We start from the raw sequence: 14,936 nt of genomic DNA on the forward strand, positions 1-14,936 counted from the left end.
GCGCGGCTGCTCCTCGCAATGACGCGGCTCAATCCTTCCGGAACACGATCGAGGCCATCCAGCCGCTCATCAGCGCCATCGCCACGGTGGCAAGTCCGTAGATGAAGCCGTTCGACCGCGCATTGGTGGCGACGAACTGCTCGAAGCCGACCTTGACGATCTCGAATGCGGTCTCGGTGCGCGCCACCAGCGTCCCGCGCGAGAACAGCTTGATCTCGACGTCATAGGTGCCGATCGGCACCTCGGCGGGCAGCGGAATGCCGGTGCGGAACAGCGTCGGCGTCAGGAAGGTCACGGCCGCGGTGTCCTCGCGGTAGAGCCCGTGCTGCTTGCGCAGGCGCACGAAGGCGCTGCGGAAGGCGTCGTTCGGCACCACGTCGGCGTAGTCGGTGCCGACGCGCTGCGTCAGCAGCACGTTGTTGAGCCCGAGCTGCTGGCGCCGCTCGACCTCGGGCGAGGCGATGTCGTCGAACGGGCGGTTGGAAAACAGCGCCAGATAGCTCGGCACCTGCAGGAACTGGCGGTAGTCGGTGTTGATCCAGATGCCGAAACGGCGCTCCTTGCGCCGTGTCACCATGTCGGCGCGCGGCCCCATCACGGTCACGACGAGGTCGTAAGTCGTGCGGTCGGCCGGGGTCGCGCCGTCCTTCTCCACCGAGCCGAACAGCACGAGCTCCTCGCCGGAATAGTTCGGCGTCACGGTGACGCGGTGGTTGGAGACCGAGACGATCAGCCGCTCGGCGCGGGCCGGCTCGCCGGCACAGGCGATGCCGATCAGCACGAGGCTCGCGATCAGGACCAGCCGCGCCGTCATCCCGCCCCTCCGGTCTCGCGGATGGTGAAGAGCTCGTCGGGACGGATCACGAGCTCGATCGCAAAGCGGACGCCGACCGCGAGCACCAGAAGCCCGAGCAGCAGCCGCAACTGCTCGCCGCGGATCTTCTGGCCGGCGCGCGCGCCGAACTGCGCGCCGGTGACGCCGCCGACCATCAGGATCAGCGCCAGCACGATGTCGACCAGGTGGTTGGTGGCGGCGTGCAGCAGGGTCGCGAACGCCATGGTGACGAGGGTGAGCACCATCGAGGTGCCGATCACCGTCGAGGTCGGGACCCGCAACAGATAGATCATGATCGGCACCAGGATGAAGCCGCCGCCGATGCCCATGATGGCGCCGATGAAGCCGATGACGATACCGACCACGACGATCGGGATCACCGACAAATAGATCTTGGAGCGCTTGAACCGCATCTTCAGCGGCAGGCCGTGGATCCAGCCGTGGCTGCGGCGTGGCGGCAGCACGCCGGCCCGCGTGCGCATCATCGCCCGCAGGCCTTCCCAGAACATCAGCCCGCCGACGGTGGTGAGCAGCGCGACATAGGACAGCGCGATCATCAGGTCGAGCTGGCCGAGCGCGCGCAATTGCGTGAAGGTCCACACCCCGAGCGCGGTGCCGACGCTGCCGCCGGTCAACAGCACCAGCGCAAGCGCGGGGTCGATGGCGCGTCGCCGCCAATAGGAGATCGCCCCGGAAAAGGACGAGGCCGCGATGTGGCTGGCGACGGAGGCGACCGCGACCGCCGGCGCGATGCCGATGAAGATCAAGAGCGGCGTCATCAGGAAGCCGCCGCCGATGCCGAACATGCCCGACACGAAGCCGACGGCCGCACCCATCGCGAGGATCAGGAAGATGTTGACGGGGATGTCGGCGATCGGAAGGTAAAGTTGCACGGCCGTTCGCTTCTGGAAGGTTGAGCCTTTGGAAAGAGGCCGAAGCCGCTCCCGGCTCGCATTATCGATGGCGTTCGCTTTTCTCGATGGGCACTTGCCGGCCGCGCGTTCCGAATTCCCGCGACAGGCGCCGGGAAATGCGGATCGATTTGCCGCGCCCCTGCATAACCGAAAACGGCTGCCAGCGGGACTGGAGAATCCGCCCCGCGCGCGGTTTTTTGCCGTCCGCGGCCGGGCATCTGCCGGCTTGGTGAATGATTTGGATTAATGCGGCCGCGTTCGCGGGGGCTCAGGGCCTGCCGACGGGATCGGTGATGAGGTTCATCGCCAGCGCCTCCTTTGTGTCGAGCCAGCGCACGTCCCTGGTCTGCGACATCGCCTCCACGACGGCGGAGGAGACGCCCATCTTCGTGAAATAGCCGAGCACCAGCCCTGCGGTGCGCTGCGTCTCGGCCACGGGATCGCCGACCGTTGCGGTCGACACAAAGCGATGGACGCCCAGCAGCGAGCCTGCCACGCCATAGCGCGGCTTGCCGCCGGCATAGACCAGCACGCACGCGCTCGCGCAGTAAGCCGGCCTGACACGGCCGGTGGCGTCGGTGGTGCCGACAGCCGTCGCGAGGCCGCGCGACCTGATGATTTCACCCATGATGGCGGCCTGCGCGAGATCGCCGCCGGGAGAGGAAAGCAGCACGGTCTCGCCCGGTGCGAGATGGGCCTCGTTGAGCTGCTCGCGCAGCCAGCCGGCCGCCGCCGGGCCGATCGTGCCGCGGATCGCGAGGGCGCGCCGGCCGCGGCCCGAGCCGTCGAGGTCGGCGCTGCCGATCAACGACGCGCCAAGGCTCGGCGAAAAATACTGGTCCTTCCAGTAGGCCCAGGCTTCCGGCCGCGATAAATCCCTGTAGGCTCGGATGCCGAGGCTGCTCATCAGGAGCACGAAAAAGGCGATCGACCACAACCATCGCCTGTTCGTGCTGTGGGTTGCGGAACGCGAAGAGGCAGGCGGCGGATTGGCCGGCGCGCGGGGCGGCGCCACCCACGGTCCCGTCGGCGATCGCGCGGGTCGGCCTGCCGAGTCCTGGCCATCATCGACAGACACTTCGATCCTCTCAGAACGAGCCGCGCGCTGACGCCTTCATCTAGAGCATTTTCAGTTCTTATTGAATCAGAACCGGTGCTCAAGGTTCTTATTTTGACGCGTTTTCTTCACGCGAACCGGTGCCCACTTCGCTCGAAAACGCTATAGCGCGTGCCGTTCTGGAGGTATAGGCGGTCGGCGCCTTGCGCCAAATCACCGAGCGATCAAATCAACGCGCTGCGCGCTTGGTCGCGGCCGGCTTGGCGGCGGCTTTGGCCGCGGTCGCCGGCGCGTTGTCCCAGCCGCCCGGCGGGGTCCCGACATTGACGGCATCGGCGGGCTGCACCTCGGCCGTGAAGGTCTGGATCGCGAGCTTGGCCGCGGCCAGCGACTGCGCGTCGAGGCGCTTGGCCACGTCGTCGCGCTTGCCGGCGGCGTCCGCGTCGCCCTGCGCCGCGGCGAGGCTGAACCATTTGAAGGATTCCGCGAGGTTCTGCTCGACGCCGATGCCGCGGGCATAGAGGATGCCGAGATTGTACTGGCTGTCGGCGACGCCGCGATCGGCCGCCTTGCGGAACCATTGCGCCGCGCTCTTGTAGTTGGCGCCCTTGCCGCCGCCATCGGCGTCCAGCACCGCGAGATTGTGCATCGCCTTGGCGTTGCCGCGCTCCGCGGCCTGCAGATAGTAGCGGCGGGCGAGATCGGAATCCTTGGCGACGCCGAGGCCCTTCTCGTAGAGCGTGCCAAGCCGGAAGATCGCGGGCACGACGCCGGCCTGCGCGGCGCGGTCGTACCATTTCGCGGCTTCGTCGAAATTGACGGCAATGCCCTTGCCCTCGGCGAAGCGCACGGCGATCTCATAGGCCGCGGCCGGATCGCCCTTCAGCGCGGCGCCGCGCAGCTTCGGGCCGGCGATCGTTTCCGGCAGTTGCTCGGACGGCGGGACCTGCACCGCGGCTGACCGGCCGGCGGCGCCGGGCGCCACCGGCGCCGGAACGGCGCTTGTGATGTCGTAGGACGGGTCTGACGGCAGCGACGGCATCGCGACCTGCGTGCCGTCGAGCATGTTCGGCGCAATGCTGTTGTTCGACTGCTTGCCGAGCGGGGTCGGCGAGGTCATCGAGGGACCGCCGGGTGTCTGAGCGGGCGGATTGTCCGCGGGTGCCGGCGCGGCTTGCGGCGGCTCGCTCGACCGCTCCATGGCGGGCGGCTGCGGCGCGGGACCGGCGTCGAGGAGGCCCATGGCGAGCTTGAAGGCGCCGAGCACGATCACGACCACGCTCGCGCCGACCAGCAGCGAGCGGATCTTCGCGGTGACGGTGGAGGACCCCTGGGCGCCGGACTTCTTGTCGGCGGTCTTCGCGGAGCCGCGGCCGCCCTTTTCGGAGGCGGATTGCGCGGCGGCCGCCTGCGCGGCGCGGCGCGCAGCCGCTATGAAGCTCGAGGACGAAACCGGCTCGCGCGGCGCCGCCGGGATCTCGCTGATCGCGCTTTCGGACGCGGCGATGCGCGCCGACGGCGTGGCGGCGCGGCCGTTCGGCCGCGTGCCCGGTTCGAGCGGATGATCCGGCGGCAATTCGGGCGCGAGCGCCGCGCGGGGCGGCGCATGCGGCTCGAGGATCTCGCTGATGGCGCGCGGGGGCACGGGCGGCACCGCCGGCGGCGAGGCCGGCTCGGCGGCATGAAATTCGCGCGGCGCCGCGTCGAACGCGACCTCCTTGAACGTCGTCTCCTTGGCGACGGGATTGGGCAGTTCAGGCCTCGGCTGCGGCAGGCTTTGAGCCGAAAAGCCTTGAGGCGAAAAGCCTTGGGCCGCAAAGCCTTGAGTCGAAGCGCCCTGGGCCGGCATCGCGCGCGGCGCCATCGGCGGCTCGTCAACGGCAGCGGGCGCGGCCGGCGGCGTCGGCGTGGCGCGCACGGTGCGCAGCTCGCCTTCGATCATTGCGAGGCGATCCACGACATGGCCCAGCGTGTTGTGGACGGTTTCGAGCGAATCCTGGGTGCGGCGATCGGTTTCCGACTGCGAGAAGCGCATATCGGACAGCTCGCGCTTCATCATGTCGACGATGCCGGGGTCCATCGATGGCGGCGCCATCGCGCCGCGGTCGTTCTGGGCCAGCGCCGCCACGGTCGCGTGCTGGTTCTCCAGATGGCGCAGGATGTCCTGCAGCCCGTCCTCGACCCGGCCCAGATTGCCGGCGCGATGATCGCTGGCAGCTTCCAGCCGTTCCAGGAGGTAGGCGACGCGCTGCTCGAGATGGGTCAGCGCGGCGCTGCTGTCGTTGCCGACCGGCATGCGGTCGAGCCGGTCGGACAGCGCGCGCAGCGCGCCCTCGATATGCTCGGAACGGTCGTCGACGGCCGGCCGCTCGCGGTTCTCCAGTGTCGAGGTCAGCGCGGCGATGCGCTGCTCCAGCATCGCAAAGGCATCGTTGTTATGGCCAGCCTGCGCCAGCTGCTCGACCTTGGCCGACAATATGCGCACGTCGTCGGACAACCGCGCCAGCGCGTCGTTGGAGGCGACGTTGGAGACGATGGCGCGAAGTGCTGCGATCGCGCCCTCGAGCTGCTGCACCGTGCCGGGGTCGTCGTTGGCGCGCAGGATCAGGTCGAGCTTGGCGCCGAGGTTGCGGATCGCCTCGTCATAGCCGGCGAGCTGTTCGGCCGGCGTCAGCGAGCGCAGCACCTCGCGGATTTCATTGAGCGCGCGCTCGATGCCGGCGAGCGCCTGGCCGTCGGTGCCGTTCTGCCTGGTGTCGTCGATGCGGCGGGCGAGCGAGCGGACCTCGCTCTCGATCGATTCGATCGCGCGGCGCGGCATCGCCTCGGTGATGGCGTGGCGGATCTCCGAAAGCTCGCTGCGGAATGCGGCGATCGACTGTTCGAGGTGGTCGGGGCGCTGCAGCGCCTCGATCTGGCTCGTGATCTTGAACAGGTGCCGCTCGAGCGACGAGAAATCCGGCCCTTGCGGCGCGGGGGACGCCACGGGCGCGGCGGGCGCGGTCGGCGGGGCGGAGCGCGGCGACATCTGGCGCGGCGGGCCGTCGAGCTCGCTCTGGCGCGCCGCGATTTCCGCGATCGCGGAATCGAAGGAGTCGGGGCTCAGCGGCGGCGAGGGGCGATAGACCTGGCTCGCCGCGCGCTCGACCATTTCGGACTGGCGCTGCTGCCTGTCCTGCTGTCTGTCTTGCTGTCTGTCCTGGGGTGCGACGGCCGGCTTGGCGGCTTGCGGATTGGAGATCTGCGACAGCCGTGCGTCGAGCCGCGAGATCGCATCGTTGAGCTGGCGGGCGACGCCATGGTCGGGCCGGGCGGCCTCGCTGCGGGGCTGGCTGCGGGAAATCTGCTCGATCTGCCGGGTGATCGAATCGAGCCGCTGGTGGATATCGGCGACCTCGCGCGCTTCTCGGCCGGTGCCGCGCCGCGCATCGGCGGCTTGCCGGAAATCCGGCGCCGCCTCGCCGATCGCCGAGCTGAGCCATTCGTTCAGCGACATCCCGGATCGGCGCGCGGCGGCTTCGGCCCGCTCGCGCAAGGATGGGTCGATACCGTCAACACTCCACGATACGCGCGAATTCATGCTCTGGTCCGGTTCCGCCGATTACCGGCGCTCCACCTGCGCCCTCAGCCTCCCCGCGCGTCCCATTGAAAAGACAATTCGATGCGCCGCGGGTTGTCTGCCTCAGTTCCCGACTTTTTCGCGTTACGGTAAATAAGCCGTTAAGGAATTGGACCGGCGTCACTTTTTAACGCGATCCGGCAGCTTTTTGGCCGCCTCGCCCCGGCGCAATCAGTCCTGTGGCTCGCCCGCGCCTTCACGGACCGAGGTGACCTCGCCGTCGGCGGTGCGGCGTGTCAGGGTGTCGAGCGCCTCCTCGCACCACTCCACCACGGCGCGCTCGTGGCGCAAGCCCAGGTGCAGCGCGAGCAGCTTGCCGGTGTCGTCGAGCGAGACGGCCCCTTGCGGAAAGCGCTTCGTCAGCACCCGCTCATAGCGGGCGAGGCGGTCGCGGTGATGTTCCAGCCGCGCCATCAGGTCGGCGCGCATTGGCTCGATGTCGACGGCCTCGAGCGCGCACAGCCGCACCAGCATGTCGTCCTTGATCGAGGGCGGTGTCGAGGGCCGCGCAGCCCAGTGCCGCAGCGCCGCCCGGCCTTCGGCGGTCAGCCTGTAGACCAGCTTGTTGGGCTTGCCCGACTGCACCACTTCGCGCGCCTGGACATGGCCGCGGTCGCGCAGCCGGGTCAGCTCGCGGTAGATCTGCTGGTGGTCGGCCTTCCAGAAGAAGCCGATCGAGGAATCGAAGGTCTTGGCGAGCTCGTAGCCCGTCATCGGCCGTTCGGTCAGGCAGACCAGGATCGCGTCGCCAAGCGCCACGCCAAACCCTCCCGCGTCAGGCCATTTGCAGCATCGTGCTTGACTTTATGCATAGAGTTGCATATGCGTCAATATGCATACGGCGGAACGAAGCAGGCGAAGCCGCCCGCTTGCGCCAGCGCAATGAGGCTCGCGCCTCAGCCTGTCACCGTGGCGCAGCCGCAAACAGGCGCAACAGTGCCGCGAACGGGCGCAACAACAAAGGAGCGTGTGCGATGACGATGCGCGGGCTCGACGGATGGTACGCCTACATGAAGTCGCACGACAGTGCGGCCCTGGCTGACCTGCTGCACCCGGATGCGGTGTTCGAAAGCCCCGTCGTGCACACGCCGCAAGCCGGCCGCCCCATCACCCTCAAATATCTGACGAGCGCGGCCAAGGTGCTGGGCGGTCCCGGCTTTTCCTATGTCGGCGAGTGGCGTAGCGACGAAGGCGCGGTGCTCGAATTCGTAACCGAGATCGACGGCATCAAGCTCAACGGCGTCGACATCATTCGCTTTGACGCTGACGGCCGCATCACGCATTTCAAGGTCATGGTGCGCCCGCTGAAGGCGATCAACCTGTTGCACCGGTTGATGGGCGAACAGCTGGCGAAGGGTTGAGCGTTCTTGTCACAGCCTGTTGATGGGTGTCTCGCCTGTCGAAGAAGGCTAGTGTGGTGGTTCGGAAGTTCTCTTCATTTGTGCCGCTCGTTCACCAAGAGAACTTCCGAACCGAAACCACACTAGAATTGTATGTTTGCTAGTGTCCTTTTCGGACCCGAAGTTCGCAAAAGAAGCCCGCCGCGAAATGATGCGAACTTCGAGTCCGGGACACTAGACTTGATCGAAAATTGAAGATTGTGCCGCAGGATGTCCGCCTGCAGGCAAGCCGGGAGAACGACATGCCGATCTACAAAGCCCCAGTCGAAGACGTCAATTTCCTGCTCAACGACGTCTTCCAGATCGACCGCTACGACAACCTTCCCGGCTTCTCGGATGCTTCCGCCGACGTGCGCGAGGCGATCCTGGGCGAGGCCGCCAAGCTCGCCGAGGAGGTGTTGCAGCCGCTCAACCGGACCGGCGATCTCGAAGGCTGCGTGCGCCGCGACGACGGCAGCGTCACCACGCCGAAGGGTTTCAAGGAAGCGTTCAGGCAGGTCGCCGAAGGCGGCTGGCTCGGCCTGTCGGCGCCGACGGAATTCGGCGGGCAGGGGCTTCCGGTGACGCTCTCGCAGGCGGTCAACGAATTCCAGATCTCCGCCAACATGGCGTTCTCGATGTATGGCGGGCTCACCATGGGCGCGACCGCGGCGCTTCTGGTGCACGGCACGCCGGAGCAGAAGAAGACCTATGTGCCGAAGATGGTGGCCGGCGAATGGACCGGCACCATGAACCTCACCGAACCGCAATGCGGCACCGATCTCGGCCTCTTGCGCACCAAGGCGGTGCGGCAGGCGGACGGCAGCTTCAGGATCACCGGCACCAAGATCTTCATCTCCGCCGGCGAGCACGACATGGCGGACAACATCATCCATCTGGTGCTCGCGCGCATCGAGGGCGCGCCTGGCGGCATCAAGGGCGTGTCGCTGTTCGTGGTGCCGAAATTCCTGGTCAAGCCGGACGGATCGGTCGGCGCCCGCAACGGCGTCACCTGCGGGTCGATCGAGCACAAGATGGGCATTCACGGCAATTCCACCTGCGTGATGAACTACGACAACGCCACCGGCTGGCTGATCGGCGAAGAGAACAAGGGCATGCAGGGCATGTTCGTGATGATGAACGAGGCCCGGCTCGGGGTGGCCGTGCAGGGCCTCGCGCAGTCCGAGGTCGCCTATCAGAACGCCGCGGCCTATGCGCGCGAGCGCCAGCAGGGCCGTGCGCTGACCGGCGCCAAGGCGCCCGACAAGCCGGCCGATCCGATCATCGTGCATCCGGACATCCGCCGCACGCTGCTCTCGATCCGCGCCTTCAACGAGGCCGCGCGCGCCTTCGTGATCTGGACCGCGCTCAAGAGCGACGTCGCCCACCGCTCCGGCGATGCCAAGGACCGCCTGGCCGCCGACGATCACATGGGGCTGATGACGCCGATCCTCAAAGGCTTCCTCACCGACACCGGCTTCGCCAACGCGGTGCAGGCACAGCAGGTCTATGGCGGCCACGGCTACATCGCCGAGCAGGGCATGGAGCAGTTCGTGCGCGATGCGCGCATCGCCATGATCTATGAGGGCGCCAACGGCATCCAGGCGCTCGACCTGGTCGGCCGCAAGCTGCCGCGCGACGGCGGGCGGGCCATCATGGCGTTCTTCGGCGAGGTGATGGCTTTCGCCAAGGAACACGGCAGCGACGAAGCCATGAAGCCCTATGTCGGCCCGCTCTCCGCCGCGCTCGGCCATCTGCAGCAGGCGACCACCTGGCTGATGCAGAATGCGCTGACCAAGCCCGACAATGCGGGCGCGGCCGCCACCGACTACCTGCACCTGTTCGGCTTCGTGACGCTGGGCTATATGTGGGCGCAAATGGCCAAGGTCGCGCTCGACAAGATTGCGTCCACCGGCGCCACGCCCTATCTGTCGACCAAGCTGGTGACCGGCCGCTTCTTCATGGAGCGGATGTTGCCGGAGACTGCACTTCGCCTCGCGCGCGTCCAGAGCGGATGCGCCACCACCATGGAACTTGCGGCGGACGCGTTCTGAAGTAGGCTGCTTCCCCCGCTTTGCGCGATGCGCTATTAGATGATGATCATCATTTCAGGAGGGCGTCATGCCTGAAGCCTATATCTACGATCACGTTCGCACGCCGCGCGGCCGCGGCAAGGCAGATGGCGCGCTGCACGAGGTCACGGCGCTGCGGCTTGCCACCGTGCCGCTCGAGGCGCTCAAGGAGCGCAACAACCTGCCCGAGGATACCGTCGACGACGTCGTGCTCGGCGTGGTCGATCCGGTCGGCGAGGCGGGAAGCGACATCGCCCGTTTCGCCGCGATCAAGGCGGGGCTGGGCGAGGCCGTGCCGGGCGTGCAGATCTCCCGCTTCTGCGCCTCGGGGCTCGATGCGGTCAATTTCGCCGCCGCCCAGATCATGAGCGGACAGCATGAGCTCGTTATCGGCGGCGGCGCCGAATCGATGAGCCGGGTCGGCATCGGCTCCTCCGGCGGCGCCTGGCCGATGGACCCCGCGATCGCGGTGCCCGCCTATTTCATGCCGCAGGGCGTCTCGGCGGATTTGATCGCCACCAAATACGGCTTCTCGCGCGACGACGTCGACGCCTATGCGGTGCAGAGCCAGCAGCGCGCCGGCAAGGCCTGGGAAGAGGGCCGCTTCAACAAGTCGGTGGTGCCGGTCAAGGACGTCAACGGGCTCACCATCCTGGCCAGGGACGAGCACATGCGCCCGACCACGACGATGCAGTCGCTGGCGCAGTTGCAGCCGTCCTTCGTGCAGATCGCGCAGATGGGCGGTTTTGACGCGGTCGCGGTGCAGTCGCATCCCGAGGTCGAGCGCATCAACCATGTCCATCATGCCGGCAACTCGTCCGGCATCGTCGACGGCGCCGGCGCAGTCCTGCTCGGCAGCAAGGAGGCCGGCGCGAAGCACGGCCTGAAGCCGCGGGCAAAAATCCGCGCCTTCGCCAATATCGGCTCCGAGCCCGCGATGATGCTGACCGGCCCGGTCGACGTCACCGAAAAGCTGTTCAAGCGCTCCGGGATGAACAAGTCCGACATCGACCTGTTCGAGCTCAACGAGGCCTTTGCCTCGGTGGTGCTGCGCTACATCCAGGCCTTCGACATCGACAACGCCAAGATCAACGTCAATGGCGGCGCGATCGCGCTCGGCCATCCGCTCGGGGCGACCGGCGCGATGATCCTCGGCACCGTGCTCGACGAGCTGGAGCGCACCAACAAGTCGACCGCGCTGGTCACGCTGTGCATCGGCGGCGGCATGGGCACCGCGACCATCATCGAGCGGGTTTAAGCGTCGTAGGGTGGGTTAGCCGACTACGTCCACCGTGGCTCAACGAGCGAAGGCGGAAGGCGTAACCCACCATGGTCCGGCGAAAGAAGTGGTGGGTTACGCTTCGCTAACCCACCCTACGAAATCCAGACAACCGCGGCGCCGATCCGGCAGCCGGCATCGAGGGAGCACCACATGGCCTTCAAGAATTTCAAAGTCGAAACCGATGCCGACGGCATCGCGCTCGTCACCTGGGATATTCCCGGCCGTTCGATGAACGTGCTGGACGAGACCTCGATCAGCGAGATCGAGGCGATCATCAAGCAGACCTCCGCTGACGCCAATGTGAAGGGCGTGGTCATCACCTCCAGCAAGGAGGCGTTCTGCGCCGGCGCCGACCTCTCGATGATGGAGGGATACAGCCGCTCCTATGCGCAGCTCCTGAAGGACAAGGGCGAGGTCGCCGCCAACCAGGCGCTGTTCGAGCAGAGCCGGCGCTTCTCGCTGGCGTTCCGTGCCATCGAGACCTCGGGCAAGCCGTGGGTCGCCGCCATCAACGGGCTCGCGGTCGGCGGCGGTTTCGAGATCACGCTGTCGTGCCACTACCGCGTCGCTGCCGATAACCCGAAGACGCGCCTCGGCCTGCCCGAGATCAAGGTCGGCCTGTTCCCGGGCGCCGGCGGCACCCAGCGCGTGCCGCGCATCGTGCCGCCGCAGGATGCGATGCAGATCCTGCTCAAGGGCGATGCGATGACGCTCGATCGCGCCAAGGCGCTGAAGCTGGTCGACGCCGTGGTGCCGGCAGCCGACCTGATCAAGGCCGCCAAGGACTGGATCAAGGGCGGCGGCAAGGCCGTCGCGCCCTGGGACGAGAAGGGCTTCAAGCTGCCGGGCGGCCCGGTCTACTCCAAGGCCGGCATGATGATGTTCCCGGCGGGCAATGCGATCTATCGCCGCGAGACCTACGACAATTATCCGGCGGCGCGTGCCGTCATGAGCTGCGTCTATGAGGGCCTGCAATTGCCCATGGATGCGGCGCTGCGGGTGGAATCGCGCTACTTCAGCGAGGTGCTGCGCTCCAACGAGGCGGCGGCGATGATCCGCTCGCTGTTCCTGTCGATGCAGGAATTGAACAAGGGCGCACGGCGCCCGCAAAACGTGCCGCCGACCAAGGTGAAGAAGCTCGCCGTGATCGGCGCCGGGTTCATGGGCGCGAGCATCGGCTACGTTTCGGCGCGCGCCGGCATCGAGGTGGTGCTGATCGACCGCGACCAGCCGAGCGCCGACAAGGGCAAGGCGCATGCGCAAAGCGTGATCGACGACCTCATCAAGAAGGGGCGCGCCAAGGAAAGCGACCGCGACACGATTATGGGCCGCATCAGCGCGACCGCCGATTACAACGCGCTGAAGGACTGCGACCTGATCATCGAGGCCGTGTTCGAAGACCGCAAGGTGAAGTCCGAGACCTTCGCCAAGGCCCAGCCGCTCCTGAAGGACGGCGCGATCTTCGCCTCCAACACCTCGACGCTGCCGATCAATTCGCTTGCCGAGGAGTTCAAGGACCAGGCCAAGTTCATCGGCATCCACTTCTTCTCGCCGGTCGAGAAGATGATGCTGGTCGAGATCATCCTCGGCAAGAACACCGGCGACGTCGCGCTCGCCACCGCGCTCGACTATGTCCGCACCATCGGCAAGACGCCGATTGTCGTGAACGATTCCCGCGGCTTCTTCGCCAACCGCTGCGTGCTGCGCTTCACCGCGGAAGGCCTGGAGATGCTGATGGAAGGCGTGCCGCCGGCGATGATCGAGAACGCCGCCAAGATGGCCGGCATGCCGGTCGGTCCGCTGTCGCTGTCGGATGAAGTGGCGCTCGACCTCGTGCTCAAGATCATGAAGGCGACCGAGGCCGATCTCGGGGCGAATGCCATCGACCAGGCGCAGAAGAAGCTGCTGGTCGAGATGGTCGAGAAGCAGGGCCGCTTCGGCCGCAAGAACGGCAAGGGCTTTTACGACTACCCGGAGAAGGGCAAGGGCCAGAAGAGCCTGTGGGCCGGCCTCGCCGCGCTGCAGCCCAAGCATCTCGACCCCGATACGCTCGATGTCGAGGAATTGAAGCAGCGCTTCCTGGCGGTGCAGGCGGTGGAAGCCGCGCGCACGGTCGAGGACCATGTCATCACCGACATGCGCGAGGCCGATGTCGGCTCGATCCTGGGGTTCGGCTTCGCGCCGTTCACCGGCGGCACGCTGTCCTATATCGATTTCATGGGCACGAAGAAGTTCGTCGAGCTGTGCCGCAAGCTCGAGTCCAAATACGGCTCGCGCTTCGCTCCGCCCAAGCTGCTCCTCGATTTGGCGGCCAAGGGCGAAACCTTCTATGGCCGCTTCCCGCCGAAGAAGCAGGCCGCGGCTTGATCCTTTGTTCTCCCTCCCCCTGAAAGGGGGAGGGTTGGGGAGGGGGTCATGTGGTCCCCTCCCGCTTTGCTCGTGCCGAGCAAAGCGACCTCCCCTTTTCAAGGGGAGGTTGGAGCGGTCATTACGCCGCCTTCTGTGCTTCCTTGGCGACCGCTTCCTGCACCTTGGGCCGCGCCGCGACGCGGGCCTTGTAGGCCATCAGGTTGGGAAACCCTGACAGGTCCATCTTGTGGCCGTCGGCCCAGCGAAGCATCGTGTAGAGATAACCGTCGGCGACCGTGAACTGCTTGCCCATCAGGTAGTCGCGTCCGGCAAGCTGACTGTCGATATATTTGAACTTGCCCATCAACCGGTCCCGGAAGAAGGTCTTCGCCTCGTCCGGGATCGCCGGCTGGAACAGCGGGCTGAAATTCTTGTGCAGCTCGGTGGTGATGAAATTGAGCCATTCCTGCAGCTTGTAGCGCTCGACCGTGTCGCGGGCGGGTGCGAGATTCTTGGTGGCGGCGGCCCTGTCGGCGATCATCTGCACGATGACGGGGCCCTCGGTGACGACCTCGCCGCTGTCCAGGCCGAGGGCGGGCACCTGGCCCTTCGGATTGATCTTCAGGTAGTCGTCGCCGTTTTCCAGCTTCTTGGCGCGGACGTCGACCTTGACGAGCTCATAGGGCAGGCCGGCTTCCAGCAGCGCGATATGGGGCGACAGCGAGCAGGCGCCGGGGGAGTAATACAGCTTCATGGGATTTCCTCCTTGAGGTCATTGGGCTGGGGCCGCGGGATGACTAAATGCACCTGCATGGAATAGTCAAGATTGATGCAGATGCATTTATTGCGTATTGCGGTACACTGTATGGTGAAAGCACGGACCTCGCACGGGCCCCATCATGAAGCGTAGACCATCGACCGAGGCGACCGCCGCCTGGATCCGCCTGATGCGGGTGCAGAGCCGCGTGCTGGACGCCGTCGAGCAGGATTTGAAGAAGGCCGGCTTCCCGCCGCTTGCCTGGTATGACGCGCTGCTCGAATTGTCGCGGGCGCCGGCGGGCGAATTGCGGCCGGTCGAACTGGAGCGGCAGATGCTGATCCCGCAATACTCGACCTCGCGGCTGATCGACCGCCTGGTCGACGAGGGGCTGGCGGCGCGCCGCGAATGCAAGATCGACAAGCGTGGCCAGTTCGTCGAGATCACGGAAGCCGGGCGCGAGCTGCAGAAGCGGATGTGGGGCGCCTATTCGGCGGCGATCGAACGACACGTCGGATCGAAACTGTCCGACATCGACGCCGCCAGACTGTGCAGCCTGCTCGATCGTCTCGGCTGCTCCTGCGGCGAGCTGCAGCCGCAGGCGGCAGCCGAGGGCGCCGCCGCCCGATGAGCCCGCTACTACTTCACCCCCAGTCCGCGCGCCGAGAGGCT

The 14,936-nt window shown here is 66.7% G+C and carries 11 protein-coding genes; 5 read left to right on the plus strand and 6 right to left on the minus strand.

The annotated features are described in order from the left end of the window. Positions 1-28 precede the first annotated feature (28 nt). The 5 genes from QOU61_RS04175 to QOU61_RS04195 form a co-directional block, all read right to left on the minus strand. Positions 29-814 (minus strand): TIGR02186 family protein, encoded by a 786-nt coding sequence (locus QOU61_RS04175; protein ID WP_289656871.1) that lies wholly within the window; start codon positions 812-814, stop codon positions 29-31. Continuing rightward, positions 811-1,728, minus strand: a complete 918-nt coding sequence (locus tag QOU61_RS04180) for a sulfite exporter TauE/SafE family protein (protein ID WP_289656872.1) — start codon at positions 1,726-1,728, stop codon at positions 811-813. Before QOU61_RS04180 ends, QOU61_RS04175 begins: the two co-directional genes overlap by 4 nt. Before the next feature lie 289 nt (positions 1,729-2,017). Then, complete coding sequence (locus tag QOU61_RS04185; RefSeq protein ID WP_289656873.1) at positions 2,018-2,656, minus strand: COG3904 family protein; 639 nt, start codon at positions 2,654-2,656, stop codon at positions 2,018-2,020. 379 nt (positions 2,657-3,035) lie between these two features. Continuing rightward, positions 3,036-6,386: a tetratricopeptide repeat protein gene (locus QOU61_RS04190; protein WP_289656874.1), complete on the minus strand. Its 3,351-nt coding sequence runs from the start codon at positions 6,384-6,386 to the stop codon at positions 3,036-3,038. Positions 6,387-6,596: 210 nt separating this feature from the next. Beyond that, the gene (locus tag QOU61_RS04195) at positions 6,597-7,184 is read right to left on the minus strand and encodes a PadR family transcriptional regulator (protein ID WP_289656875.1); all 588 of its coding nucleotides are present in this window, start codon (positions 7,182-7,184) and stop codon (positions 6,597-6,599) included. 215 nt (positions 7,185-7,399) lie between these two features. Here QOU61_RS04195 and QOU61_RS04200 point away from each other — a divergent pair, with 215 nt between their 5' ends. The 4 genes from QOU61_RS04200 (at position 7,400) to QOU61_RS04215 (ending at position 13,525) form a co-directional block, all read left to right on the plus strand. Then, positions 7,400-7,786, plus strand: coding sequence for a nuclear transport factor 2 family protein (locus QOU61_RS04200; protein ID WP_289656876.1), 387 nt, complete (start codon positions 7,400-7,402; stop codon positions 7,784-7,786). 281 nt (positions 7,787-8,067) lie between these two features. After that, the gene (locus QOU61_RS04205) at positions 8,068-9,858 is read left to right on the plus strand and encodes an acyl-CoA dehydrogenase C-terminal domain-containing protein (RefSeq protein ID WP_289656877.1); all 1,791 of its coding nucleotides are present in this window, start codon (positions 8,068-8,070) and stop codon (positions 9,856-9,858) included. 67 nt (positions 9,859-9,925) lie between these two features. Then, the gene (locus QOU61_RS04210; protein WP_289656878.1) at positions 9,926-11,134 is read left to right on the plus strand and encodes an acetyl-CoA C-acetyltransferase; all 1,209 of its coding nucleotides are present in this window, start codon (positions 9,926-9,928) and stop codon (positions 11,132-11,134) included. A 174-nt stretch (positions 11,135-11,308) separates the two neighbouring features. Further along, complete coding sequence (locus tag QOU61_RS04215; RefSeq protein WP_289656879.1) at positions 11,309-13,525, plus strand: 3-hydroxyacyl-CoA dehydrogenase NAD-binding domain-containing protein; 2,217 nt, start codon at positions 11,309-11,311, stop codon at positions 13,523-13,525. A gap of 121 nt (positions 13,526-13,646) precedes the next feature. Here QOU61_RS04215 and gstA read toward each other — a convergent pair whose 3' ends face one another. Continuing rightward, positions 13,647-14,261 carry a glutathione transferase GstA gene (gene gstA, locus QOU61_RS04220; RefSeq protein ID WP_289656881.1) on the minus strand — a complete coding sequence of 205 codons (615 nt, stop codon included), beginning with the start codon at positions 14,259-14,261 and terminating at the stop codon, positions 13,647-13,649. A 145-nt stretch (positions 14,262-14,406) separates the two neighbouring features. On the opposite strand from gstA, the gene QOU61_RS04225 reads away from it, so the two are divergent. Further along, positions 14,407-14,895 (plus strand): MarR family winged helix-turn-helix transcriptional regulator, encoded by a 489-nt coding sequence (locus QOU61_RS04225; protein ID WP_289656882.1) that lies wholly within the window; start codon positions 14,407-14,409, stop codon positions 14,893-14,895. Positions 14,896-14,936 lie beyond the last annotated feature (41 nt).

The organism is Bradyrhizobium sp. NP1, assembly GCF_030378205.1.
Classification (GTDB): Bacteria; Pseudomonadota; Alphaproteobacteria; order Rhizobiales; family Xanthobacteraceae; genus Bradyrhizobium.